General features: G+C 67.4%; 20 protein-coding genes and 1 tRNA gene. 3 read left to right on the top strand and 18 right to left on the bottom strand.

Annotated features, from left to right (window positions below):
* The first annotated feature begins 155 nt into the window (after positions 1–155).
* From ACWETB_RS23015 to ACWETB_RS23005, 3 genes are all read left to right on the top strand, one after another.
* Positions 156–986 carry a phage major capsid protein gene (locus tag ACWETB_RS23015; RefSeq protein ID WP_452213871.1) on the top strand — a complete coding sequence of 277 codons (831 nt, stop codon included), beginning with the start codon at positions 156–158 and terminating at the stop codon, positions 984–986.
* Positions 987–1,062: 76 nt separating this feature from the next.
* Positions 1,063–1,380, top strand: coding sequence for a hypothetical protein (locus tag ACWETB_RS23010; RefSeq protein ID WP_005179766.1), 318 nt, complete (start codon positions 1,063–1,065; stop codon positions 1,378–1,380).
* A 26-nt stretch (positions 1,381–1,406) separates the two neighbouring features.
* Entirely contained in the window at positions 1,407–1,700 is a 294-nt protein-coding gene (locus ACWETB_RS23005; protein ID WP_245551989.1) for a hypothetical protein, read from the top strand.
* 152 nt (positions 1,701–1,852) lie between these two features.
* Here the strand turns inward: ACWETB_RS23005 and ACWETB_RS23000 are convergent.
* The 18 genes from ACWETB_RS23000 to ACWETB_RS22915 form a co-directional block, all read right to left on the bottom strand.
* Positions 1,853–1,926, bottom strand: a tRNA-Pro gene (locus ACWETB_RS23000).
* A gap of 76 nt (positions 1,927–2,002) precedes the next feature.
* Entirely contained in the window at positions 2,003–2,242 is a 240-nt protein-coding gene (locus ACWETB_RS22995) for a GlsB/YeaQ/YmgE family stress response membrane protein (RefSeq protein ID WP_449744945.1), read from the bottom strand.
* Positions 2,243–2,348: 106 nt separating this feature from the next.
* Positions 2,349–3,803, bottom strand: a complete 1,455-nt coding sequence (gene der / locus ACWETB_RS22990) for a ribosome biogenesis GTPase Der (protein ID WP_449744944.1) — start codon at positions 3,801–3,803, stop codon at positions 2,349–2,351.
* An 8-nt stretch (positions 3,804–3,811) separates the two neighbouring features.
* Positions 3,812–4,495, bottom strand: a complete 684-nt coding sequence (gene cmk, locus ACWETB_RS22985; protein WP_449744930.1) for a (d)CMP kinase — start codon at positions 4,493–4,495, stop codon at positions 3,812–3,814.
* The gene (locus ACWETB_RS22980; protein WP_449744929.1) at positions 4,492–5,481 is read right to left on the bottom strand and encodes a pseudouridine synthase; all 990 of its coding nucleotides are present in this window, start codon (positions 5,479–5,481) and stop codon (positions 4,492–4,494) included. Before ACWETB_RS22980 ends, cmk begins: the two co-directional genes overlap by 4 nt.
* A 3-nt stretch (positions 5,482–5,484) precedes the next feature.
* Positions 5,485–6,288, bottom strand: coding sequence for an SMC-Scp complex subunit ScpB (gene scpB / locus ACWETB_RS22975; RefSeq protein WP_449744928.1), 804 nt, complete (start codon positions 6,286–6,288; stop codon positions 5,485–5,487).
* Positions 6,285–7,172 carry a segregation and condensation protein A gene (locus ACWETB_RS22970; protein WP_449744927.1) on the bottom strand — a complete coding sequence of 296 codons (888 nt, stop codon included), beginning with the start codon at positions 7,170–7,172 and terminating at the stop codon, positions 6,285–6,287. Before ACWETB_RS22970 ends, scpB begins: the two co-directional genes overlap by 4 nt.
* Complete coding sequence (locus ACWETB_RS22965) at positions 7,169–8,134, bottom strand: ParA family protein (RefSeq protein WP_449744926.1); 966 nt, start codon at positions 8,132–8,134, stop codon at positions 7,169–7,171. Before ACWETB_RS22965 ends, ACWETB_RS22970 begins: the two co-directional genes overlap by 4 nt.
* Positions 8,135–8,273: 139 nt before the next feature.
* The gene (xerD, locus tag ACWETB_RS22960; RefSeq protein WP_449744925.1) at positions 8,274–9,203 is read right to left on the bottom strand and encodes a site-specific tyrosine recombinase XerD; all 930 of its coding nucleotides are present in this window, start codon (positions 9,201–9,203) and stop codon (positions 8,274–8,276) included.
* 25 nt (positions 9,204–9,228) lie between these two features.
* Positions 9,229–9,876, bottom strand: coding sequence for an NUDIX domain-containing protein (locus tag ACWETB_RS22955; RefSeq protein ID WP_449744924.1), 648 nt, complete (start codon positions 9,874–9,876; stop codon positions 9,229–9,231).
* Positions 9,873–11,642 (bottom strand): CTP synthase, encoded by a 1,770-nt coding sequence (locus ACWETB_RS22950; RefSeq protein ID WP_452213866.1) that lies wholly within the window; start codon positions 11,640–11,642, stop codon positions 9,873–9,875. The genes ACWETB_RS22955 and ACWETB_RS22950 overlap by 4 nt, the downstream gene beginning before the upstream one ends.
* Positions 11,643–11,800: 158 nt before the next feature.
* Positions 11,801–12,745 carry a copper transporter gene (locus tag ACWETB_RS22945; RefSeq protein ID WP_452213864.1) on the bottom strand — a complete coding sequence of 315 codons (945 nt, stop codon included), beginning with the start codon at positions 12,743–12,745 and terminating at the stop codon, positions 11,801–11,803.
* A gap of 3 nt (positions 12,746–12,748) precedes the next feature.
* Complete coding sequence (gene steA, locus ACWETB_RS22940) at positions 12,749–13,936, bottom strand: putative cytokinetic ring protein SteA (protein ID WP_452213862.1); 1,188 nt, start codon at positions 13,934–13,936, stop codon at positions 12,749–12,751.
* A gap of 95 nt (positions 13,937–14,031) precedes the next feature.
* Positions 14,032–15,777, bottom strand: coding sequence for a DNA repair protein RecN (gene recN, locus ACWETB_RS22935; protein WP_452213860.1), 1,746 nt, complete (start codon positions 15,775–15,777; stop codon positions 14,032–14,034).
* On the bottom strand, positions 15,778–16,821 hold the full coding sequence (locus ACWETB_RS22930) for an NAD kinase (RefSeq protein WP_452213858.1): 1,044 nt from the start codon (positions 16,819–16,821) through the stop codon (positions 15,778–15,780).
* A gap of 41 nt (positions 16,822–16,862) precedes the next feature.
* Complete coding sequence (locus ACWETB_RS22925; RefSeq protein WP_452213856.1) at positions 16,863–17,780, bottom strand: TlyA family RNA methyltransferase; 918 nt, start codon at positions 17,778–17,780, stop codon at positions 16,863–16,865.
* 11 nt (positions 17,781–17,791) lie between these two features.
* The gene (locus ACWETB_RS22920; RefSeq protein WP_449744918.1) at positions 17,792–18,070 is read right to left on the bottom strand and encodes a hypothetical protein; all 279 of its coding nucleotides are present in this window, start codon (positions 18,068–18,070) and stop codon (positions 17,792–17,794) included.
* Positions 18,071–18,073: 3 nt separating this feature from the next.
* Positions 18,074–20,116 carry an HAD-IIA family hydrolase gene (locus ACWETB_RS22915; RefSeq protein ID WP_452213854.1) on the bottom strand — a complete coding sequence of 681 codons (2,043 nt, stop codon included), beginning with the start codon at positions 20,114–20,116 and terminating at the stop codon, positions 18,074–18,076.
* Positions 20,117–20,429 lie beyond the last annotated feature (313 nt).

Raw genomic sequence — 20,429 nt, 5'->3', positions numbered from 1 at the left:
ACCGAGCCACCCAACGGTCCCCGTCCTCATTGCCGACACCGGGCCTCATCTCATATAGTGGGATGAGGCCCGGTGCCGTTCATGCTCTATCGCTCAAGTGAGCCAGGTGCTCCAGACGCGGAACCCATTCCACCGCTTGACTTCTGGAGACACTCATGGCCGAAAACACGGCAACCAACGGCGCGCTACTCAAGGAACAGGTAGCGTCCCTCCTCGTCCAGCCACTTGAGGCGGCCTCGGTCGTCCTGGCCGCTGGCCCGAAGATCTTCGACTCCTCGGAGCCGCTGCGCATCCCGCGTATCGCCGCCGGCTCGGCGCCCGGTTGGGTCGGTGAGTCCGAGCTCATCCCCGAGGCCGACGTCCAGTTCGATGAGATCAACCTCATGCCGTCCACGCTCAAGTCGATCAAGACCCTGATCCGGTTCTCGAACGAGCTGGCCCGCCAGTCCGTCGTGGGCCTGGACGCGGTTCTGCGCCAGCGGCTCGTCACCGACGTGGCGAACAAGCTGGACGACGCGCTCCTGGCCGGCACCGGCGCCAGCAACACGGTTCGGGGCCTCATCGCCCAGGCCGGCGTGGAGACCGGCGTTCTGGACGTCACCGAGCCCGACTCCCTGATCGACGCCCTGGCGTTGGCAGCGGCCAACGAGGTCACCCCGACCCACTGGCTCCTCTCGGGCGCCGACTTCTACGCGCTGTCCAAGATCAAGGACGCCGACGGCCGTTACCTGATCCAGCCGGATCTCACCGCCGAGGGCCGCAAGGTCCTGTTCGGCGTGCCGGTGGTCGTCACCAACAAGCTGGCCGAGGGTAAGGCGGCGTTGGTGGACATGACCAACGTGGCCGTGGTCCGAGACCTCCAGCCGTCGGTGACCATCCTCTCGGAGCGGTACGCCGACTACGACGAGCAGGCCATCCGCGTGGTGACCCGCTATGACCTCGGTCTGCTCCATCCCGAGGCCGTCACGGTTCTGACCGCCGCCTGATCGGCCCCCACAATCGTGGCCGGCCTGGGTTTCGTCACGGTTTCCCAGGCCGGTCACTTCCATTTAGGAGGATGAGATGGCAGTAACGCCAACGGATCTCGTCAAATGGTTGGGCCAGCTCACCACCGATACCGAGCTCGTGGCCCAGGCCGGCCAGGCCATCACCATGGCCGAGGCCGTGGTGGACGCCTACTGCCGCGGGGCTCACCGCTTCGCCTCGGGCCAGAACCGCCCCGGCGTGGACGCGGTGGTCCAGATGGCCGCCGCCCGCATGTTGGCCAACCCGGAGGGTCTGCGCTACGCCACCGGCGTCGTCAACTTCTCCGAGGCGTTCACCGGGTTCACCCTGGCCGAGCTCGGCGTCCTCAACCGCTACCGCCGGCGGGCCGCATAATGCCGCGCCTACTCCTACGGGACACGGTGAAGCTGCGCACCGGTGGCGGCAAGAATCAGGACGGGGACCCGATCCCCACGGTGGACGTAGCCGTCCGGGCCTCGGTGATCCCGGTCTCCGGCGATACCCAATACGCACGTGACGCCTCGGGCCGGACGGTGGTCTATCGCCTCGTCCTCACCGACGCCCGCGTGGAGAGCGTGACCAAGGTCCTGATCGGGACCCAAGTGTTCACGCTGGAGGGCGCGGCCATGCCCTACAAGGTCAACGGCCGAACCCACCACTACGAGGTCCAGGTAAGTCGCACGGTCACCGCGTAGAATCAGAGGTGAGATTGAGGAGTCCTCCACGGGCTCTAGTTCTCATCGGTAGAACGCCCCGCCATCCATCCGGCGGGGCGTTCGTCATATCCGACTATTGCGCGGTTATTGCGCGGTGACCCTGATCCAGCACATAAGTGCTGGTCAGACGGTCGGGCTGACAGGATTTGAACCTGCGACCACTTGACCCCCAGTCAAGTGCGCTACCAAACTGCGCCACAGCCCGTTGCCCCGCGAACGAGGCCTAGATGACATTAGCCGACCGGCTGGTCCCGATGCCAATCGCCTGGTCAGAGATGAATTTAGGACGACTTCGACGGCTTCTTCTCGAACCACGACCATGCGAAGGTCACGATGATCGCGCCGATCAGCGAACCGATGAAGCCGCTGGGATGCAGGTCGAAGTCCTGCTCGAAGATGAGGCTGCCGAGGAAGCCACCCACGAACGAACCGACCAGGCCCGTGGCCAGTGCGACACCCCAGTCGATGTTCCACATGTTCTTGCCGCCGACGATCAGCTGAGCAATTCCACCGATGGCCATTCCGAACACGATGATCCCCAAGATGATGAACACGGGCACAAGTATCGCACCCCGCCGTCGCCGACTTTCGCGGCACCCGACAACGGGATCAACCCGGGACAGCCGATCAGCGTCGGCGCCGCTGCTCCCGCTTCTCGCGCACACGGACGTTGATCCGCACCGGCGATCCGTCGAAGTTGAACTGCTCCCGGAGTCGCCGCTCCAGGAATCGTCGATATCCGGCTTCGAGGAACCCGGTGGTGAACAGGACCACCGTCGGCGGACGGACGGCCGCCTGGGTGGCGAACATGATCCGCGGCTGACGGCCGCCACGCAGGGGTGGCGGATTGGCCGCGACGACCTCCTTGAGCCACGTGTTCAGCGGCCCGGTGGAGATGCGTTTGTCCCACGACTCCAGTGCCCCTTCGAGCGCCGGAACCAGCTTCTGGACGGCACGGCCGGTCATCGCCGAGATGTTCACCCGACGGGCCCACGGCACGCGAGCCAGTTCGCGGTCGATCTCCTTGTCGAGTTGGTATCGACGGTCCTCGTCGACGAGATCCCACTTGTTGAACGCGATCACCAGTGCCCGGCCCGAGTCGATCACCATCGACAGCACGCGCAGGTCCTGTTCGGTGATCGGTTCGGAGGCATCGATCAGCAGGATCGCCACCTCGGCGGCGTCGAGTGCCGCCCGGGTGCGCAACGAGGCGTAGTACTCGTGACCGCTGGCCGTGCGCACCTTACGGCGCAGACCTGCGGTATCGACGAATTGCCATGTCCGGCCATCGAGTTCGATGAGTTCATCGACCGGGTCGACGGTGGTTCCGGCGACGTTGTCGACGACCGACCGATCCTGTCCGGCGAGCTTGTTGAGCAGTGAACTCTTTCCGACGTTGGGCTTACCGACCAGAGCCACACGACGGGGACCGCCAAAGGAAGGCCCGGTCTCCCGCGGGGTCTCGGGCAGCTTCGCCAGGATCACATCGAGTAGATCCCCGGCGCCGCGACCGTGCGCCGCCGATACCGGGAACGGTTCACCCAGTCCGAGTGACCACAACGACGCCGTCTCGGCCTCCAGCCGCTCGCTGTCGACCTTGTTGGCCACCAGGATGACCGGGGTCTTGGAGCGACGCAGCACCTTGGCGACGGCCTCGTCGGTGGACGTCGCACCGACCGTCGCATCCACCACCACGACGATGAGATCGGCAGTCCCCATGGCACGTTCGGCCTGAGCCGCGACGGCCTGCTGCAATCCCTTGGCGTCGGGTTCCCACCCGCCGGTGTCGACGACGGTGAACCGGCGACCCGACCAGGACGCGCCATAGGACACGCGGTCGCGGGTGACGCCGGGAATGTCCTCGACGACGGCCTCGCGACGCCCCAGGATCCGGTTGACCAGGGTGGACTTGCCCACATTCGGCCGGCCGACGATGGCAACCTCGGGAACCCGCTCCACCTCACCGGTTTCCGGATCGAATCCCTCGAGATCACCGAGATCCCAATCGGTTTCGTCCGACCAGATGCCGTCACCGGGAAGCGCGGTGATGTCGGAACCCGCGGTCGGATCACCGGGGGTCATGGAGTCACTCACGACGCCACCGCCTTTCGTGCGCGGACCAGGTCGACGAGTCGGTCGAGGACCTGGTCGAGGGTCATGTCACTGGTGTCCACCAGGATCGCGTCGTCGGCGGGACGCAACGGCGATACCGCCCGGGTGGAGTCGAGATGATCGCGGCGGTTGACCGCCGCCAGCACCTCGTCATGGTCGCTGGGTCGCCCGGCGGACAGGTTCTGCCGATGACGACGCTGAGCCCGGGCCTCAGGTGTGGCGGTGAGGAAGAACTTGACGAACGCGTCCGGGAACACCACCGTCCCGATGTCGCGACCTTCGACGACAACGAGGTCGGTCTGTGCCTGACGTCGTTGCAGTCCAACGAGTTTCGTACGGACCGCGGGAATGGCCGACACCGCCGACACCGCATTGGTGACGTCGTCGCCGCGGATCGGTCCGCTGACGTCCTCGCCGTCGAGGAACACTCGCGAGCGTCCGCCCTCATCACGACGCAGGGCGATCTCGGCGTCGGCAACCCGCGCCTGCACCGCGGCGGTGTCGGCGGGATCGATTCCCGACCGCAGCACCGCAAGCGTCGCCGCACGGTACATCGCCCCGGTGTCGAGGTAATGGCCACCGACCTTGTCGGCCAACAACTTCGACACCGTCGACTTTCCGGTTCCGGCCGGGCCGTCGATCGCGATCACTCCCCCGCTCACAGACCGACCGCCTTGTAGAGTGCGCCGACCTCGTCGCGACCGAGAACCCGAAGGCTGCCCGGTCGCTGTTCGCCGAGCGCGACGTTGCCGATGTGGGTACGCACGAGCGCCTGGACCGGGAATCCGACGGCCTCCATCATGCGACGAACGATGCGATTGCGCCCCTCGTGCAAGGTGATTCGCACCTGGGACTGCCCTTCGTGGACACCGAGGATCACGAACCCGTCCACCGACACCGGCCCGTCGTCGAGTTCCACCCCGTCGCGCAGCGTCCGTGCAAGATTTCGCGGCACCTCACCACGCACGGTGGCGAGATAGGTCTTGGGTACCTCGAAGGACGGGTGCATGAGCCGGTGGGCGAGTTCGCCGTCGTTGGTCAGGAGCAGCAGTCCCTCGGTGTCGGCGTCGAGCCGGCCGACGTGGAAGAGCCGCTGTCCGGCCATCACCCGCTCGGCCACGATGTCGCCTATGCACGGGCGGCCCTGATCGTCGGCCATCGTGGACTGCCAGCCCTTGGGCTTGTTGAGCGCGAGGTACTGCCGGGTCTCGTCGATGATGACACGCGCGCCGTCGACCCGGATCACCGCGGTGTCGGGATCGATGCGCAGTCCCTGCTCGGTGACGATCTGCCCGTCGACCTCGACCCGGCCGGCGGCGATCATCTCCTCGGCACCGCGACGCGACGCCACCCCGGCCTGCGCGAGGACCTTCTGCAACCGCACGCCGTCGGCGACATACGTCGCGCCGTGCTCATCGGAGTCGCCCCCTTGATGACGTGCCGGACGCGCATTGTTGAGGCGGATCCGGCCGGCCTTCACGTCGGGCTGCGACCCACCCTTGCGATGCTTCTTCTTGGTATGTGGCTGATCGCCGCCATGCGGCGGTGAGCCTCCACGCCGTTTCGACGATGCGGATCGACCGGCCGCCGCACCCTTGGAGGTGCGCTTACGCGGTCCCGGTGTGCCATCTCGGCCAGCGGTTGCCATTTCTCAGTCCTGAGTGTCGGGGGAATCTGCGACGGGGTCCGGGGACGACGCATCGTCGACGGCCCCCTCTGAGTCTGACGCCTTGCCCGCCAGTTTGGCGAATCGGGGGTCGGAGTTGAGTTCCTCGTCGAGATCGTCGATCAGGTCGACGTCGGGCAGCAGCGGCGCCAGATCGGGCAGCTCCGACAGCGACGCCAACCCGAGTCGCTCGAGGAACAACTCGGTGGTGCCGTACGTGGTGGCCGTCGTCTGCGGATCGGTGCCGACCTCGTTGATCAGGCCGCGGGCCACCAAGGTGCGGATCACACCGTCGACGTTCACCCCGCGGATGGCGCTGACCCGGGCCCGCGACACGGGCTGCCGATAGGCGATCACCGCGAGCGTCTCCAACGCCGCACGCGTGAGCTTGGATCGGGCCCCGTCGAGCAGGAGTCGTTCGACGTAGGGGGCAAAATCGGTGCGCGTGTAGAACCGCCAACCGTCACCGGCGAAACGCAGATCGATCCCGCTGCGACGCTCGGTCAACTCCGCGGACATCCGGTTCAGTTGCTCGCGGACCCGGGCGGATGAGGCGCCGAGCGCCGAGGCCAATTCGTCGGTGGTCACCGGTGTGTCGATGACCAGCAGCAACGCTTCCAGCGCGGCACGCAGGGTGTCGTCGTCAAGGGCGGCCTCGCCCTCACCCTCGATGACGTCGAGTTCGGTCTGGCCGGCCTCGACGGCCCCGGGCTCGGAAACCTCGTGCTCGGAAACCTCGGGCTCGACGATTCCCGGCCCGATCTCACCCGCGACATCACCATCGGTCATCCGTAGTCCTCCGCCCTCTCGAAACTCAGGTCGTGCAGGTCACGTTCACCCGACCAGATCACCCGCAGATCACCCAGCGCCTCGGGCTGATCGAAGGTGATGGCGCGTTCCCGGAACAGTTCGAGCAGGGCGAGGAAACTGCCGACCACCTCCAGACCGCTGCCGCAGTCCGCGGTCAGCTCCCGAAACGTCAGCCCCGATTCGGCTGCCCCGGCGAGCAATCCGGCCATGCGGGTGGCCTGGGCGGGCACCGACACCGAGTGGACGTCGTGCAGATGGTCGAGGCCGACGGTGGGTACCGGACGCGGTCGCAACGCCGCCGCGGCGACCTCGGCGAACCCGGCCGCATCCACCCCGAGGGTCACCTCGGGCAGCAGGTCGGCGTAGCGCTCCTCCAACGACACCGCACGCGGGTACCGCTGCAGGGCGGCGGCCTCGAGTTCACCGAACAGCGCGGCGACCTGCTTGTAGGCCCGGTATTGCAGCAGTCGCGCGAACAGCAGGTCGCGGGCCTCGAGCAGCGCGAGATCCTCGGGATCGTCGACCTCGCCGGACGGCAACAGGCGGGCGGCCTTGAGATCGAGCAGGGTGGCCGCCACGACCAGGAACTCAGTGGTCTGTTCCAGCCCGAGTTCGGGACCCAATTGCCGGGTGTAGGCGATGAAGTCGTCGGTCACCTCGTGCAACGCCACCTCGGTGACGTCGAGACGATGCTGACTGATCAGATTCAGCAGCAGATCGAAGGGGCCCTCGAAATTGCGCAGTCGGACCCGGAAACCGGTTTCCGGAGCGGCGGCCTCCCCCTCTGCCACCGCCGGCGCCGCACCGTCGGGATCGGCGCCCCCGTCGGCCGCAGCGCCGACCATCGCGACCGGCTCGATCATGCCTGCTTGACGTTACGTGCGATGACCTCTCGTGCCAGTGCTCGATAAGCTTGCGCACCAGAGGATTTCGGCGCCCATGAGGTGATCGGCTCACCGGCGACGCTGGTTTCGGGGAACCGGACGGTCCGCGCGATGACGGTGTCGTAGACCTTCTCTCCGAACACCTCGACCACCCGCGCCATCACCTCACGGGAATGCAGCGTCCGGGCATCGAACATGGTCACCAGGATTCCGCCGACGTCGAGGCGCACATTGAGACGATCGTGCACCTTCTCGATGGTGTCGGTGAGCAACGCCAGCCCACGAAGGCTGAAGTACTCGCATTCCATCGGGATGAGCACGGTGTCGGCGCAGGCCAGCGCGTTGACGGTGAGCAAACCCAGCGATGGCTGGCAGTCGATCAGGACGATGTCGTAGCGGTCGAGCACCGGGTGTAGTGCCCGTGCGAGTGCCTGTTCCCGGCCGACTTCGGTGACCAGCTGGATCTCCGCGGCCGACAGGTCGATGTTGCTCGGCAGTAGATCGAGTCCGTCCACGCGCGTCCGCATCAGCACCTCGTCGGTCGGGGCGTGCGGGGGAACCAGCAGGTTGTAGACGGTCTCCTCGAGTTCGTGGTGTGGAACTCCCAGACCTGCCGACAGCGCACCCTGCGGGTCCAGATCGACGAGAAGTACCCGCCGACCGTACTCGGCCAGCGCGGCACCGAGGTTGATGGTCGACGTGGTCTTGCCAACCCCGCCCTTCTGATTGCAGACCGCGATGACGGTGGCCGGTCCATGCTTCTCGAGGGGGGCCGGCTCGGGCACCGGACGGTAGGGGCGGCCGGTCGGTCCGATCTCCTGTTCCGAGGCCGGTGGGGGCACGGGGTGCTCCGGCTCCTCGGCGCCGGGGCCCGTGGGTACCTCGAGACTGTATTGATCCTCGAAGTGGGCGTGGAATCGCCGGGGGCTGGAGAGGCTCACCGCTGACTCGCCCCTTTCTCTCGTCTGCCTGGCCGGATCACGCGACCTGACCAAAGCCTAGTGTGTCGTCGGAATGAACTCGCGGAGCATCGCCGGTGGAGCGGCGGGTCGATGTCCGCCCACCGCACCGGACATCGGTTCACCGCGCCCGCGGGTGGGCGGTGGCGTACACCTCACGCATCGTGTTGACCGTCACCAGCGTGTACACCTGCGTGGTGGTCACCGACGCGTGGCCGAGGAGTTCCTGCACCACCCGGACGTCGGCACCCCCATCGAGCAGATGGGTGGCGAAGCTGTGCCGCAGGGTGTGCGGCGAGACCGCGGTGTCGAGCCCGGCGCGCTCGGCGGCGGCCGCAAGAACCTGCCACGCGCCCTGCCGGGTGAGCCGGCCGCCGCGTGCGTTGAGGAACAGCGCGGGCTGGGATCGACTGACCAGCGCGGGACGTCCGCGGACCAGGTAGGCATCGAGCGCGTCGATCGCCGGACCGCCGACCGGCACCATCCGTTCCTTGCCGCCCTTGCCGCTCAGACGCACCGCACGGGTGTCGGTGTCGATGTCATCGACGTCCAGCGCGGTCGCCTCGGAGATGCGGGCGCCGCAACTGTAGAGCAGTTCCAGCAATGCGCGATCACGCAGCGCTCGAGGGTGATCGGCGGCACCCGCGGCGTCAAGAATTGCCACCACGTCGGTCACCGACAACGCCTTGGGCAGTCGGCGGGCCGGGCTCGGTGGTCGTACCCCGTGGGCGACGTCCTCGTCCACCAGCCCTTCGGCCGCGGCGAACTTGTGAAATCCCCTGGTGGCCACCAGGGTTCGCGCCACCGAGCTTTCCGCCAGCGGCTGATCGTGCGCCTGCGCGTCACCGCGCCGCAGTGCGACCAGGAACTCCTGGACGTCCTGCTCGCGCACCTCGCCCAGATCGACGATGCCACGGTCACTCAGATAGCGGCGGTAGCGACCGAGGTCGCGACCATAGGACGCCAGGGTGTTGGCCGCGACGCCACGTTCGACGGTCAGATGATCGAGGTAACGCGCCACGGTGTCGTCGATCCCGACCCCACCGGTCACTCGTCCACTCCCCTCGATGCGCTTCCTATCGGCTCCGCCGACTGCGCAGCGCGGTCGGTTCGTCCCGCCACGGCGCGCCGGTGTCCCGCAGTGCGATGTCCTCGCGATCGGCGGCGGCCACCGCCAGGATGCCCGCCACACTCGTGGCGTTGACGATCTCCCCCGCGAACACACCGCGGACGGCGTCGTCGATGGCCACCCACTCCACCGACATGTCGGCCTCCTCGTCGGCGCGGTCGGCGGCCTCGAGGACGGTGAGTCCCTCCGCGAGGTACAGACGCAGCGCCTCGTCGGTGAAACCCGGTGACAGGTCCAGGTCGACCAGCACTCGCCAGCGGCCGGCGGCCAGGTCGGCCTCCTCGGCCAGCTCACGTTGCGCGGCGACCAGCGGGGACTCCTGCGCACCCTGATCGAGCAAACCCGCGGGCAGTTCGAGAAGCCGGTGACCGATCGGGTGCCGATACTGACGGACCATCGCGATACGACCGGAGTCATCCCGGGCGACGACGGCCACCGCACCGTAGTGTTCGACGATCTCCCGCTCGGCGACCCGACCACCGGGCATGACCACGTCGTCGACCCGCAGGGTCAGGATCGCGCCGTCGTAGACGGTGCGGCTGTCGCGGACGGTGAACTGGTGTGTTCCCGCGTCGACGGTGTTGTCCTCGGTCAAGCGCTGTCGCCTCCATGGGAGCCGGTGGCGGCCGCCACGCCCTCGGAGGCGACGTCAGCGGAGTGCGCCGGCGACTCGTACTCGCCGATCTCCACCGGAAGCCGTTCGGCTGCTTTGTATTTCAGGGCCGCATCGATGAACGACCGGAACAGCGGGTGCGGGCGGGTGGGTCGACTCTTGAGTTCGGGATGTGCCTGCGTGGCCACCAGGAACGGGTGCACCTCACGCGGATACTCGACGAACTCGACGAGATGCCCGTCCGGCGACGTCCCGGAGAACACCAGGCCGGATTCGGCGATCTTGTCGCGATAGGAGTTGTTGACCTCGTAGCGGTGACGGTGACGTTCGGACACCTCGGTGGCCCCGTAGGCCTCGGCGACCTGCGTCCCCGGCAGCAGCACCGCCGGGTAGGCACCCAGACGCATGGTGCCGCCGAGATCGGCCTCGCCCGAGACCACCTCGTGCTGATCGGCCATCGTCGAGATCACCGGATGCGGGGTGTCGGGATCGAATTCATCCGAACTCGCCCCCTCGAGACCGACCGAGCGGGCCGCCTCGATGACGATGCACTGCAGTCCCAGGCACAGCCCTAGCAGCGGGATGCCGCGACGGCGCGCATAGGCGATCGCCCCGACCTTGCCCTCGATGCCGCGGATACCGAAACCACCGGGGATGAGGATGCCGTCGACATCACCGAGGGCGGCCTGCGCACCGGCGAGGGTGGCGCATTCGTCGGAGGGGACCCACTTGATCTCGGTACGGGCGCGCCACGCGAAGCCCCCCGCTCGGATCGCCTCGGTGACCGACAGATAAGCGTCCGGGAGGTCGACGTACTTGCCCACCAGCGCAATTCGCACCGTCTCACGCGGATCGTGGACCCGGTTGAGCAGTTCGCCCCACACGGTCCAGTCGACGTCGCGGAACGGCAGACCCAGTTTGCGCACGACGTAGGCGTCGAGCTGCTCGCTGTGCAGCACCTTGGGGATGTCGTAGATCGACGGTGCGTCGGGGGTCGAGATCACACCTTCGATCTCCACGTCGCACATCAGCGCGATCTTCTTCTTCAGCGCCTCGGGCACGTCGCGATCGCAGCGCAGGATGAGTGCGTCGGGCTGGATACCGACGTTGCGCAGGGCGGCCACCGAATGCTGGGTGGGCTTGGTCTTCAGTTCGCCCGACGGTGCGAGATAGGGCACCAATGACACGTGCAGGAAGAACACGTTGTCGCGTCCGACGTCGTGCCGGATCTGCCGGGCGGCCTCGATGAACGGCAGCGATTCGATGTCGCCGACGGTGCCGCCGATCTCGGTGATCACCACGTCGGGCGCCTCACCGTCGTCGCCGGGCTCACGCATCGCGAGCACCCGCGCCTTGAGTTCGTCGGTGATGTGCGGGATGACCTGAACCGTCTCGCCGAGGTACTCGCCTCGCCGTTCCTTGGCGATGACGGTCGAATACACCTGCCCGGTGGTCACATTCGCCGACTGGGAGAGGTTGCGGTCCAGGAAGCGCTCGTAGTGACCGACGTCGAGATCGGTTTCCGCGCCGTCCTCGGTGACGAACACCTCACCGTGCTGGAACGGATTCATCGTCCCCGGATCGACGTTCAGGTAGGGGTCGAGTTTCTGCATGGTGACCCGGAGACCGCGAGCGGTCAGCAACTGACCCAGACTCGATGCGGTCAGGCCCTTCCCGAGCGACGAGGCGACGCCGCCGGTGACAAAAATATGCTTGGTGCCCGAATGTACATGGCGCAGTGGTCGCAACAGTGGTTCTCCCGTCGGCCGGATCAGGTCATGAAAGCCTGCTCACCTACGGGACTCCAGGGTAACACCACCGACGGCATCCGCCCGCCACCACACCGACTCGCCCACCACGATCGGTGTGTCGCGACCGAGCCGGCGCGCGCGGAGGGTGGGGGCGATCAGGTTCCGGGCGCGGCGTCGACGGGCTGGGCTCCGACGGTGATCGCGGTGGCGCCGGGACCGGTGCCATACGAGCCGGTGTGCCCCTGACTTTCCTCGTCGAGCACCAGGATCGTGGTGATCAGACCAGTCTGTTGGTCCACGTTGTCAACCGTGGAGACGGCGTTGCGCAGCGCCGGATCCGAGCGCACCACCGCGATGGGCGACACCCCGGTGGCCGACCCGGTCCGCCCGACGAGCGCACCGCCCTGGGCCCGGGCACTCATCGCGGCGGCCAGCCGGGCGGTGAGTTGGCCCTGCGCGCCGGAGTTCTCCGGGAGCGCGTCGCCGGTGACGAACACCACGAGATCGGCCGGCCGGATGGCATTGTCGGCATAGGTGATGAAGCCGCCGTCGCGCAACGTCTGCAGACCGGTCTGCCGATCCGACGCCGACGCCGCCTGCTGACCCGAGCGGTGGGTGATGAGACTGCCGAGCAGATCACCCACCCGTCCGCCGGTATCGGTGAGTTCGGCACGCAGGGTCGTCCCGGCCGGGATCGTCTGGTCGACGATGGTGCGGACCTGTTCCGCCTTCTCATCACGGATGAGGGTGTCGGTCACTCCGATCTGTCCGGCGAAGGTGCCGCCGGCGGTGGCGATGTACTCCTTCACCGCTGTCACGTCGGAGTCCGCCGCGTTCGGCGTGGTCACCACCAGGACATCCTGTCCCCGCAATTGACCGGCGATGAGCCGGGCGGCGATCGCCGCGTCAAAGCTGTTGGCGGAGTTGACCTGGTCGTTGAGCGAGTCGCGTTGCTGTTCGAGATCGCCGATGCGGTCGCGACTGGTCCCGGTCAGGGAGTTCACGCGATCACCGACGAAGCCCGAGCCGAGGAACAGTCCCAGTGCCAGGGCCATGAACACCGCCACCAAGGAGATGGCGTGCTGACGCATCGAGATCATGGGCTACCGGTTCCAGACTCCCCGTGCCCACTCCACCAGGTGATTCCACTGGGCCACAACCCAATCGATGACCTCCGGGCCGGCATTGGACAGCATGACGGCTGCGATGACGGCGATGAGCGCGGCCAGGATGACGCAGGCGATCGCCGCGCCGGAGACGCGGCTGCGATAGAGAGTCGCGACGGCCTTGGCGTCCACCAGCTTCGGACCGACCTTCAGTCGGGTGAGGAAGGTCGACGGCGTGCTCTCGCGACGCGAACGGTCGAAGAAGTCGTCGAGGGAACCGCCGTAGCCTGCGGTCACGATGAGGTCGGCGCCGTGGAAGTCCGACAGCAGCAGGGCCAGGTCGGCGGCCGACCCCGCCGCCGGGAAGGTGGTCGCGCCGATACCGAGATCCTGAATCCGTTCGAGGCCCGGTGCATGTCCGTCGGTGTCGGCCGGCAGCACCACCTGGGCACCGCTCTTGAGCGTGGCGACCTTCATGTCCTCGGGGTCACCCACCACGACGGCCGGCTTGTATCCGGCCTTGACGAGGGTGTCGGCGCCGGCGCCCACACCGACGAGGATCGGCGAGTACTCCTTGATGAAGGGTTTGAGCGCGCGCAGTTCGGTGCCGCGATCGGGCCCGTCGGCGACGATCACGACATGCTTGCCGGCGAAGGACACGTCCACATCGGGAACGCCGACTCCGTCGATCAGCAACGGCGACTCGCTGCGGATGAACTCGATGGTGTTACCGGAGAAGGCTTCCAGATGATCGACGAGGCCGGTCTTGGCGTCGATCATCATGTCGGCGACGTCGGACTCCTCCAACGTGGTGCCGCGGGCGAGCCGCCGCTCGCCGACCAACAGACGATCGTCGTGTACCCGCAGCTTGGCGCCGTCCTTGACCTTCTTGAACACCTCGGGTCCCACGTCGTCGAGCAGGACGATCCCGGACGCGACGAGCACCTCGGGGCCGAGATTGGGATAGCGACCGGAGATCGACGGCGACGCATTGACGACGGCGACGACATTGGCCTGCACGAGCGCGTCGGCGGTGACGCGGTCGAGGTCGACCTCGTCGAGGATCGCGATGTCCCCGGGCCCGACCCGTTCGATGAGTTTCTTGGTGTTCTTGTCGATTCTGGCGATACCGATCACGCCAGGCAGTTCTTGTGTGGTCCGCGCGAGCAGTGCAGGCATCTTCATGCACGCCATGATTGACCGCGACATCCGCCTTCGACGGGAGGCGCGCCGTAACTTCTACAACTTTTGTCACACGAGAATCAACAGAACCGCTGACCTCAAAAGGCTCTTTCCGCCTCAGCGGTAGACAGAAGTTCCTCCGCATGCGCCTTTCCGGTGTCGGATTCCCCCAGTCCCGCAAGCATTCTGGCGAGCTCGGCAATCCGGTCGGTGCGGTCGAGCACACGCACCGTGCTGGTGACGGCCCCCTTCGTCGATTTCTTGCCGATCACGAGGTGGTTGTCGGCGAACGCGGCCACCTGCGGAAGGTGGGTGACGACGATCACCTGATGCGCCTTTGCGAGTCGAGCCAGTCGACGGCCGATCTCCACCGCGGCACGGCCACCCACGCCGGCGTCGACCTCGTCGAAGACCATGACCGATCCCGACGTCGGTTCGGCCAGCACCACTTCGAGAGCCAGCATCACTCGCGACAGCTCGCCGCCCGACGCCGAGGTGGCGATCGGTAGTGGCTGCGCACCCTTGTGCGGTACGAGCGCGAACTCGACGCGGTCGGCACCGTCGGCACCGGCCTGCGCGACCCTGCCGTCGACGTCGATGGCCAGACGACCGTCGGCCTCGGCGGGTTCCGGGACGACGGCGACCGAGAGCACCGAGTCTCCCATCGCGAGACCGGCCAGTTCCTTCGACACCTTGGTCGCCATCGTCGAGGCCGCCTTGACGCGGATGGTGTGCAGCTTGCCCGCGGCGTCGGCGACCACGGTGCGCGCCTGGGTTGCGCGTTGTTCGAGGTCGTCGATGCTGCCCTGCGGGTCGTCGATCTGCTCGAGTCGTTTCTGCGCCTGCCGATGCCACTCGATCACACCGTCGATGTCCGGCGCATACTTGCGGACCAACGCCTTCAGTTCACTCTGCCGGGTGAGCAGCTTGTCGAGGGCATCGGCATCTGTGGGTAGTGCGGAGAGAAAGTCGGTGAGTTCCTCGCCGATGTCGGTGACCACGGTGAGGGCCTCGGCAACTCGCCCGGCAAGGCGTCGCAGTTCGTCGTCGGCGGCCGACTCGAGCATCGACCGCGCCTGCCCGAGCCCGTCGATCACCGATCCGGACTCCCCGGAGATGATCTCGTGGGATCCGGATGCGGCCGACCGGATCGACTCGAGGTCGGTGAGCCGACGAATCGTCTCGGCGAGGTCGGTGTCCTCGCCGGGTTGCGGGTCGACAGCACCGATCTCGTCGATGCCGAAGCGCAGACGATCCGCTTCCTGGGCGAGGTCGCGGGAATTGGCGCGCAGTTCGTCGAGTTCGTCGAGGATGTCGATCCACTCCGTGCGTGCGCTGCGGTAGGCGGCCAGCGCCTTGTGGGCCTTGGCCCCGGCGAAGGTGTCCAGCGCGGCGCGCTGCCGGTCCGGGCGCAGCAGGCGGAGCTGATCGTTCTGCCCGTGCACGGTCAGCACGGAGTTCACCAGCTTCCCGAGAACACCGACCGGCACCGAGCGGCCACCGAGATGGGCGCGGGATCGGCCGTCGGCGTTGACCGTGCGGATCGCGATGACGGTCCCGTCGTCGTCGAGTTCGGCGCCGGAGGACTCGAGGAGTTCGGCGATCTCCGCCGACGGTTCACCGTCGGCGCCGGCGACCCGGAATCGTCCCTCGACGGTGGCTCGCTCACTTCCGGATCGGACGCGGCCGGCGTCGGCGCGCGCCCCGGACAGCAACCGGAGGCTGGTGACGATCATGGTCTTGCCCGCTCCGGTCTCACCGGTGAGTGCGGTGAATCCGGGTGACAGTTGCGCGGCGGCCTCGTCGATCACGCCGAGGCCGGCGATGGACAGTTCCTCGAGCATCTAGATCTGCCTTCCCCGCCATCCGGTGACCGGCAGGTCGAACTTGCGTACCAGCCGGTCGGCGAACGGATCGGAGTCGATCCGCACCCATTGCACCGACCGCTCGCTGCGCACCACCTCGACGCGGGCACCGGCCGGAACCGGCAGACGACGCCGACCGTCGCACAGTGCCACCGCCGACCGCCCGTTCTTGTCCACCTCGACGGCGATCCGTGATCGTGGGCTGGTCACCATCGGGCGGGCGAACAGGGCGTGTGCGTTGCTCGGCACCACCAGGATCGCCTCGAGATCCGGCCACATGACCGGCCCCCCGGCCGAGAAGGCGTACGCCGTCGAACCGGTGGGTGTGGACACCAAGACCCCGTCGGCACCGAACGCCGATACCGGTCGTCCGTCGACCTCGGTGACGAGTTCGAGAACGCCGGTGCTGGTGTTGTTGAGGATCGCGACCTCGTTGAGCGCCCAACTCTTCAGCGGTGGTTCGTCGGGACTCGCGGGATCGATCACGGTGATGTCGAGAGTCATGCGCGGTTCGACCCGGTAGTCGCCGGAGACGAGTTGCTTCATCACCGCATCGACCCGGTTGGCCTCGGCCTCCGCCAGGAATCCGATGTGGCCGAGGTTGATTCCGAGCACTGGGACACCGGCGGGATGAGCCAATTCGGCGGCGCGAAGAAATGTCCCGTCGCCGCCCAGGACGATCACGATCTCACAGCCCTGCGCCGACTCGGGATCACCGACGGTGACCTCGACGCGGGCGCCGGCCTCACGCAAGCGATCGGGATCGAGTGGATTACGTTCGGGACGGGGAATCGAGTGCGCATCGGCCACCGATTGGGGGTACGCACGTGCCTCGCTCGCCGGATCCGGATCTACCCGGGTGTCGTGGTCCACCACGCGCAGCGCCACTCCTGCCGTGGCGCAGTGCCGCGCGATCGACATGATGGTGTCGGTCACGACGTCGCGGCCGGTATGGGCGACGACCAGGAATTCCCGGCCGGCGTCCGAAGCGTTGACCACCTGGTATCCCTTCGTCTCACGCATTGGGGTGTCTCACAGTGAGGCGTGCCGATGGGCCTTGCCGATCAGCGCGGCCCCTCCTCGACGGCCCGGCGAATCATCTGCAGGATGTCGTCATCGACCACGGCCTCACCGTCGCCGGTGGTCGCGGAGTTCTCACCCGCATTCGATTCGACACGGTTACCGACCCTATCCCGAGCGTCTGACACGTCGCTTCCCGACATCGCCTCCGCCCCTCGCCGCAACCAGAGGAAGTATTCGACGTTGCCCGACGGCCCCGGAAGCGGACTCGCGGTCACCGCGCGCAGCGTCAGTCCGAGTCGGTTGGCCTCGGCGACGACCTTGGCAACGGCCGCGACGCGTAGTTCCGGATCGCGAACCACACCACCGGATCCCACGCGATCCTTACCCACCTCGAACTGTGGTTTGACCATCGGCACGATATCGGCGCCAGGCGCGGTGCAGGCCACGAATGCCGGCAACACCAACGACAACGAGATGAACGACAGGTCGGCGACGACGACGTCGACGGGACCTCCGATGTCCACCGCGGACAGGTGACGAACGTTGGTCCGATCGTGGATGTCCACCCGGTCATCGTTCTGCAACCGCCAGATCAATTGGCCGTAGCCGACGTCGACGGCGACGACCTCGCGTGCACCGCGGCGCAGCAGGACGTCGGTGAAGCCGCCGGTCGAGGCACCGGCGTCGAGGCACCGGCGACCCGTCACGGACAACCCCTGAGGTTCGAACGCCTCGAGTGCACCGAGCAGTTTGTGCGCCCCGCGCGAGGCCCAATCGTCGCGAGCGGAATCGTCCACCAGCACGATGGGAGTGTCCCTGCCGACATTCGTCGACGGTTTGGTCGCGATCGTGCCGTTGACCTTGACGACTCGTTGCTCGACGAGGTCACGGGCCTGCTCACGAGAGCGGGCCAACCCACGACGAACCAGTTCGGCGTCCAGACGCGCCCGTGCCGCCACTCAGTCACACCTCACCGGTGATCGACCTCGGACAACGCCGACGTCAACACCTCATGAGCCTGTTCGAGCAGTTTCGTCTGCCGGGCCAGTGCGACGAGGTCGAAGGAGTCACCGGTCTGCTCGCGGATGTCGTCGACCTGGCCGAGCAGATCGTGGAGCTGCTCGGTGACGACGTCGGCGAGAGCCGGGTCGACGTCAGGGCCGTGGCCGGGCGACGCCGCGGCCCCGGGCATCAGGTGCCGCGAGCCCGGCCTCGGTCCGGTGACTGGGCCATCGTGCGGTGCGGTCACGATCTACGCCTCGCGAGCGAGGTCGAGTTCGGCCAATACCGTGCGCACTGCATCCGACGTCGCGGTGACGACCAGTTCGGTGAGATCGACCTCGTCCGCGTCGGCCCATTCCCACACCTGCGCAGCAAGAGCCGGCAGCAATGCGCCGAAGTCCGGGGCGTCGGTGGTCGGTGAGACCGACACCGTGTTGCCGTCGCGGGCGACGCGCCAGGCGTCCTTGGCGGAGATGCGCACGGTGTCGACCGCGTCGAGGACGCCCGACAGGTCGGCGGCGACGTAGGTCGGTCGTTGCTGCGGAGGCGCGGAGAGCAGATCGGTCGGGGTACTCACACCCGTGAGGACCAGCAAACTGTCCAGACCCACCGAATGCGCACCCTGGATGTCGGTGTCCAGGCGATCGCCGATCACCAGAGGCTTGTCCGCCGCGCTGCGTGTGATTGCGTCGGCCATCAGCGGTGCCGCCGGTTTGCCCGCGACCAGCGGCTCCTGCCCGGTCGCATTCGCGACCGCAGCCACCAGAGAACCGTTCCCGACGAGCAACCCCCGCTCGGAGGGCAGCGTCGCGTCGACGTTGGTCGCGATCCACAGCGCACCTGCCCGAATCGCGAGCGCCGCTTCCGAGAGCGTCGCCCAGGACGTGTCCGGTGAGTATCCCTGGATCACGGCCAATGGCCGGTCGTCCGCGCTGCGTGTCACCGCGATGCCGACTTCGCGGACCTCCTGCGCCAACCCGTCCGTGCCGAGGACAAGGGCACGAGTGCCCGGTTCGAGGTGTTCGGACAGCAGGCGAGCCGCCGACTGCGCACTCGTCACCACCTGATCGGGCGTCGCGTCGAATCCCATGCCCACCAGGTGCTCGGCGACCTCCGTGGGCCGACGGCTCGCATTGTTGGTCACGAAGATCGTTGTGCGATCGACCTGTCGGAGGGTGTCGACGGCGCCGGCCACCGGCCGGTGCCCGGCGAAAACGGTGCCGTCGAGGTCGAGGAGCAGTGCGTCATAGACATCGGTCAACACCCGCACCGGATCTGAGGTCAGAGCCTCGACCTCCGGCTCTGTGACCTCCGGAACTGCGACCTCGGGAACTGCGATCTCGGGGACTGCGGGTGCAGCCACTTCATCGTCAGCCTCCTCGGCCTCCTCGGCCTCCTCGGCCTCGGGGGCCTTGGTTGCCGCCAACGGCGCGCCATCACCGGAGGACTCGTCAGGGGCCGACTCGTCACCCCTGTCAGGGACCGGTTCGTCGAGCGCCGGGCTGTCGAGAGCCGTCTGGTCGGGTGCCGCCTCGGCGGGCTCCCCACCCACCGACAACTCCATCAGCCGGAACTCGGCGTCGGTGGCGTCGTCGATGTCGGCGGCAGATGCGTTCATGAACCACGTCATCGCATCGTCGATCCGTCCGGCGGCCTCGAGCGCCGACGCGTACGCATAGAAGACGCGCGCCGCTGCCGTGCCGGTACGGCCCGGGCTGAGGTCCTCCAACTGCAAGGTGACCAACGCCTTCTCGGGCTCGCCCATATCGGTTCGGGCGCCGGCCTCGACGATGCGCAACTCGGTCGCCTCGTCTCCGGCCAGCGCGCGTCCCTCGTCACTCCGTGCGATCTCGATCGCACGCTCCGGCCGTCCCAGGCCTCGCTCCGCGTCCGCGATCAGCGGCAGCAGCGACGAGCTTCCGGTGATCCGACGAGCTGCCCGCAGCTCTGAGATCGCCTCCTGCCATTCGCCCGCGTTGTACGCCGCGATGCCCGCGGTTTCGCGCACCACACCCACCCGCGTCGCACGACGACGAGCCGCTCGCGCATGCTCGAGCGCAAGCGCCGGGTCCTCGTAGAGAAGGTCGGCCACCATCACCAGGTGACGGGCAACGGCCTCCGCATTCGACTTGTCGAGCGTCAGCAGATCACGCCGAGTCTCGGAGTCGAGATCCGAAGCGCTCACCTCGTCGGGAATCGCCGGCTCCGCCGGACGATCCGACGGCACCGAGCGTTGCGGGGAGCCACCCTGACGTTGCGGGCGGCGGCCGCGATTGCGATCACGGTCAGTCATGGAAGCCAATCTATGCCCTGGGCCCGCGCACGGCGGACCCGACCCCGCATCGTCGACGCCGGCGCGGGTGATGTTCGTCGGCGTGGTGCGTGTGTGTTCACGCGGCCGGTGAGGCAGCGTGAGCGTGTGGGGTGTTGCGGGATTCGGGGTGGGGTGCCGCAGGCACCGTGGAAGTGCCGCGGGAACCTTCCCGAACAAAAAAAGGGGGCAAAGGGGTGGGGAATGCGGTGATGCCCCGCAACACGTGTGTGTTGCGGGGCATCCCGGAATGATAGTTCGGCGGTGTCCTACTCTCCCACACCGATCAGAGTGC

This window comes from Gordonia sp. NPDC003950 (assembly GCF_053605205.1).
The sequence above is the reverse complement of the archived record's forward strand: the minus strand, read 5'-3'. Positions and strand labels throughout refer to the sequence as shown.

What these genes read in the sequence shown, in the direction of transcription:
- scpB (WP_449744928.1), bottom strand. Translation starts at nt 6,288, where the DNA reads ATGACCGATGGTGATGTCGCGGGTGAGATCGGGCCGGGAATCGTCGAG.
- steA (WP_452213862.1), bottom strand. Translation starts at nt 13,936, where the DNA reads ATGAAGATGCCTGCACTGCTCGCGCGGACCACACAAGAACTGCCTGGC.
- ACWETB_RS22980 (WP_449744929.1), bottom strand. Translation starts at nt 5,481, where the DNA reads ATGGCAACCGCTGGCCGAGATGGCACACCGGGACCGCGTAAGCGCACC.
- recN (WP_452213860.1), bottom strand. Translation starts at nt 15,777, where the DNA reads ATGCTCGAGGAACTGTCCATCGCCGGCCTCGGCGTGATCGACGAGGCC.
- ACWETB_RS22970 (WP_449744927.1), bottom strand. Translation starts at nt 7,172, where the DNA reads ATGATCGAGCCGGTCGCGATGGTCGGCGCTGCGGCCGACGGGGGCGCC.
- ACWETB_RS23010 (WP_005179766.1), top strand. Translation starts at nt 1,063, where the DNA reads ATGGCAGTAACGCCAACGGATCTCGTCAAATGGTTGGGCCAGCTCACC.
- der (WP_449744944.1), bottom strand. Translation starts at nt 3,803, where the DNA reads ATGACCCCCGGTGATCCGACCGCGGGTTCCGACATCACCGCGCTTCCC.
- ACWETB_RS22945 (WP_452213864.1), bottom strand. Translation starts at nt 12,745, where the DNA reads ATGATCTCGATGCGTCAGCACGCCATCTCCTTGGTGGCGGTGTTCATG.
- ACWETB_RS22915 (WP_452213854.1), bottom strand. Translation starts at nt 20,116, where the DNA reads ATGACTGACCGTGATCGCAATCGCGGCCGCCGCCCGCAACGTCAGGGT.
- ACWETB_RS22995 (WP_449744945.1), bottom strand. Translation starts at nt 2,242, where the DNA reads ATGGCCATCGGTGGAATTGCTCAGCTGATCGTCGGCGGCAAGAACATG.
- ACWETB_RS23015 (WP_452213871.1), top strand. Translation starts at nt 156, where the DNA reads ATGGCCGAAAACACGGCAACCAACGGCGCGCTACTCAAGGAACAGGTA.
- ACWETB_RS22930 (WP_452213858.1), bottom strand. Translation starts at nt 16,821, where the DNA reads ATGCGTGAGACGAAGGGATACCAGGTGGTCAACGCTTCGGACGCCGGC.